The organism is Streptodolium elevatio (assembly GCF_040649515.1).
GTDB classification, from domain to species: Bacteria; Actinomycetota; Actinomycetes; order Streptomycetales; family Streptomycetaceae; genus Yinghuangia; species Yinghuangia elevatio.
In genome coordinates, this window is record NZ_JBEZFP010000259.1 from 1 (window position 1) to 3709 (window position 3709).

A 3709-nucleotide genomic window follows, 5' to 3' on the forward strand; every position below is an offset into this window, starting at 1 on the left:
GCACACGGCCGCCGCGATGTAGGGCGTGAGGGCGGACAGCATGGAGAAGGTGCGGTGGCCGCCCGAGGGTGTGGCGGCGGGCGGTGTCGCGTAGGTCAGGGTGTGGCGCTTTTGTTTGAGCGCGGCCGTAGCACCCATTTTCGTGACTGCGCTCGTTCCTCGCTCCGTCACGAAAACGTGCACTCCGACCGCTGACTTTCCTTCACCTGCGTTCGCTGGCGCTCACTCCGGCGCAGGAAAGTCTAAATGGCGGCCTCCGGCCGCTCTCCTCGCTGCGCTCGTCGAACACAACCCCCGTGGAGGTTCCGCCTCGTGAGGTGAGCCCCCGTCACGCTCCTGACCGCGGTACCGGGTTGAGGGCCCAACCCGGCGTCCCGGAACGGAAGATGGAGCCGGAGCCGGAGTTGAGCCCAAGCACGTGGGGTTCCGCCTCGTGAGGTGAGCCCCGTCGCGCTCCCGACCGTAGCGTCGGGTTGGGGCCCATCTAACCGATGACTTACCCGTGACGGCCTACGTCGTCGGCACCGAGTTCGGTACGAGGTTGTCCGGGCGGTCGAGCCACACCCGCTCGTTGCCTGCCGGTCCCACGGTCAGTCCGAAGCGGTCGAAGTCCGGGCGGTCTTGGTTGTCCCACCACCGCCATGCGCTCTCGAGTTCGTCCCACAGGCGCCGTGGGCCCGCCTGCCGCACGTCGTACTCGACGGCGTCCGGCTCGTAGTCCGCGGTCGCCCAACTCGTGACGTCCGTGTCGTACAGCCACAGCGTGTAGGACCCGTCGTCGTACCGTTCGACGCGGCAGAACATCCGCGGCACCTGCACGCCGATCGCGAACATGTCGATCCATTCGCCGACTTCGTCCGGTGACAGGGTGGTAGAACTCCGGGTGCCGTCGGCCGGCCACGGCTCGGACAGGTACGCCCGGAACGGCGGGCGCTCAACCCGCTGTTGCCGTAGGCGCATGAACGCCGAGGAGCCGGTGAACCGCCCTGACGCCGTACCGTCGTGGGCAACGGTGAGACGTACGATCCCCTCACCGCCGTACGTCGGCCCCCACGGAGCGACGATCACCCCGCCCGGCCGTGATTGGGCGATCCACGCCGGCGGGATGCGCCCGATCGAGCAGGTGGCGATGACGCGGTCGTACGGCGCGAGTTCGGGATATCCGAGCGAGCCGTCGCCGACGACGAGGATCGGATCCATACCGAATCCGGCGAGCCGTCTGCGGGCCTCCTCGGCCAGGGAGGCGTCGACCTCGACCGACACCACGTTGCCGGCTCCGACCCGGTGGGCGAGCAGGGCCGCGTTCCACGCAGTCCCCGTGCCGATCTCCAGGACGCGATGGCCGTGTTCGACTTCGAGGGCGGCCAGCATCAGAAAGACCATGCGAGGCATGCTGCTCGAACTCGACGGGATCGCGCCGCGCCCGGGACCGTCGTAGGCTCCGTCGTCCCACTGGGTGGTGATCGGCACGTCGCTGTGGACCGCGCGCCACCACAGTTCGGGGTCGTCGCCACGAATCACGCGGTCGTCTTGGCGGTTCTCGTCGGCGTGCCCCGGCCAGATCACGTCGGGAACGAACCGATGCCGCGGCACGGCATGGTAGGCAGGGAGCCAATCGGGGGTCAGCGCACCCATTTTCATCAAGGCCGCGGCCAACTCGTCAGGGTGGGCTGTCCGCGTGATGTCGTCTGTCATCTGCCTACTTCCCGTCGGCCGGGCCCTGGCCGTCGCTCGTGTTCCCGCCCTCGTCGGACCCACCGCCGCCGTGCTTGGAACCCTCGTTGGAGTCGTCCTGCTTCTTGGCCTGCGGGACAGGCGTCCTCGGGCCGTCGTCGGTGCCGCGTGCCACCCGCCCGAGTTCGGCCGCCGCGATGGTCCACTCCAGACCGCCGCGTTCAGGTCGCAGACAGACGGTACGCCGATCCTGCGCCGCGTCGAGAACGTCCATGACCCGCTGGGGCCCGTACACGGTGTCCAGGATCGCGCCGATCCCGGGATCCGCATCCGTCGTGTGCGTCGTGCGCGAGGGTTCGGTCATCGGGACTCCTAGTCGATCGAACGGAAGCTGCTGACAAAGAGTGAACAGTCAGGCACGGAATGTCGGTACGGTTGGCGGCAACCGTGACGTTGAAATCCTTGAATCGCCGGTCGGGGGAGCACATGACCGAACGAACACGGCGTCCCAACAAGGGACTTGCGGATCTGCTCGCCGAGGCGTGTTGGCTCAACGGCGAATTCGCGCGTGCGGTGAACAGGACCGGCACGGAGTCGGGTCTTCGGCTCCGCTACGACGATTCGGCCGTGTGCCATTGGCTGACCGGAACCATGCCCAGGCCCCAAGTCCGTGCGGTGATCCTCGAGACGTTTGCACGTCGCCTTCACCGGCCGGTCACCGCGCGCGAGGCCGGATTTCCCCTCGCCGCCGAGGCGTCGACCGAGCCTGACCCGGATACCGTGACAGGGTTGGTCGAGTTCGGGAGCGCAGACATGGACCCCTCACGTCGTTCCGTTTTGGGCGCGGGGCTCTACTCGGTGGCCGTGGCGGTGCCCGGGTGGCCGGACAACATCGACCGGTTCGCACGGCTGAGCCGCGACCCGCACACAGGCATCGGCTACCGCGAGGTCGAGGCGGTGGTGGCGATGACCGAAAAGATCAGCGAACTCGACGACCGGTTCGGAGGCCGCGCCGCGCGGCCGATGGCAGCGGCGTTCCTGGTCAACACGATCGGGCCGTACCTGCGGGCGGACGCGCCGCCGGACGTGCGTCGCGCGATGCTGTCGGCCGCCGCCGACCACTGCTACCTGACGGGGTACATGGCGATGGACGAGCGGTCGGACGGTCTCGCCCAGGGCTACTACATCAAAGCCCTGGAACTGACGTTGGCTGCGTCCGACCACTTGGCGTACTGCACGACGCTGCGGGGGATGAGTGTCCAGGCCGTCAATCTGGGACACGCACAGCTGTCGCTTCAACTCGCGGACGCTGCGTCTGCGGCCTCCCCGGAGGCGGGTCCGCGCATGCGAGCGTTCCTCGCCGGACAGCAGGCCCACGCCGCCGCAGCGACCGGTGATCGGAACACCGCACTGATGAAGATCGGCGAAGCCGAGGTCGCCATGGAACGGGCCGAGGCGCAGGCGAAGACCTTCGGCTCGTATGCGCCGTCGTCACTGAGCTACCACCTTGCCCAAGTGCGCTACGAACTCGGAGATCGCGAGCAGTCTGTGACTCATCTGGATGAGTCGAACCATGCTCGACATGACAGCTACCAGCGTTACAAGGTCTTACGGACCGCGCTGGGCGCCGAACGCAAACTTGAACTGGGGCGACTCGAAGAGGCGTGCCGAGACTGGCACTGGGCCCTCGACGGCTATGCGCATGTCCAGTCTGGCCGGTGCGACGATCGGGTCAACGCCATGTTGGCGGCTCTGCGTCCCTACTTGCGCAACTCCAACGCTCGCTCTGTATACGAACGGGGCCGCCTCTTGGCTCCGAGCGGCGCCAAGATCACCTGAACAGCGGAGGCACGCCATCGGCGAGATGCGAGAGGAACCGTTTTGGACGTCGAAACTGGTCGCTACTTTCGCGAGGCGTGGATCGCCGGCGTGCTCAAGCACTTGAACCGCCCCGGGTTTGATGGAGATCTCAGATGGTTGCTGTGACGTGGGGTTTCGCGGTTGTCTGGTAGTAGTTGGCTTCGTACTCGACGGG

At 67.3% G+C, this 3709-nt stretch carries 3 protein-coding genes; 1 reads left to right on the forward strand and 2 read right to left on the reverse strand.

Going from position 1 to position 3709, the window contains the following annotated elements; translation table 11 throughout:
• Positions 1 to 510 precede the first annotated feature (510 nt).
• Both AB0C36_RS42690 and AB0C36_RS42695 read right to left on the reverse strand, forming a co-directional pair.
• Positions 511 to 1695 (reverse strand): methyltransferase domain-containing protein, encoded by a 1185-nt coding sequence (locus AB0C36_RS42690; RefSeq protein WP_358365089.1) that lies wholly within the window; start codon positions 1693 to 1695, stop codon positions 511 to 513.
• 4 nt (positions 1696 to 1699) lie between these two features.
• Positions 1700 to 2038, reverse strand: a complete 339-nt coding sequence (locus AB0C36_RS42695) for a hypothetical protein (protein WP_358365092.1) — start codon at positions 2036 to 2038, stop codon at positions 1700 to 1702.
• A 122-nt stretch (positions 2039 to 2160) separates the two neighbouring features.
• On the opposite strand from AB0C36_RS42695, the gene AB0C36_RS42700 reads away from it, so the two are divergent.
• Positions 2161 to 3513: an NsdA family TPR-like regulatory protein gene (locus tag AB0C36_RS42700; protein WP_358365094.1), complete on the forward strand. Its 1353-nt coding sequence runs from the start codon at positions 2161 to 2163 to the stop codon at positions 3511 to 3513.
• Positions 3514 to 3709 lie beyond the last annotated feature (196 nt).

Bases quoted from the DNA above. Each gene is read 5' to 3' on its own strand.
- AB0C36_RS42695 (WP_358365092.1), bottom strand. From the start codon at position 2,038: ATGACCGAACCCTCGCGCACGACGCACACGACGGATGCGGATCCCGGG.
- AB0C36_RS42700 (WP_358365094.1), top strand. From the start codon at position 2,161: ATGACCGAACGAACACGGCGTCCCAACAAGGGACTTGCGGATCTGCTC.
- AB0C36_RS42690 (WP_358365089.1), bottom strand. From the start codon at position 1,695: ATGACAGACGACATCACGCGGACAGCCCACCCTGACGAGTTGGCCGCG.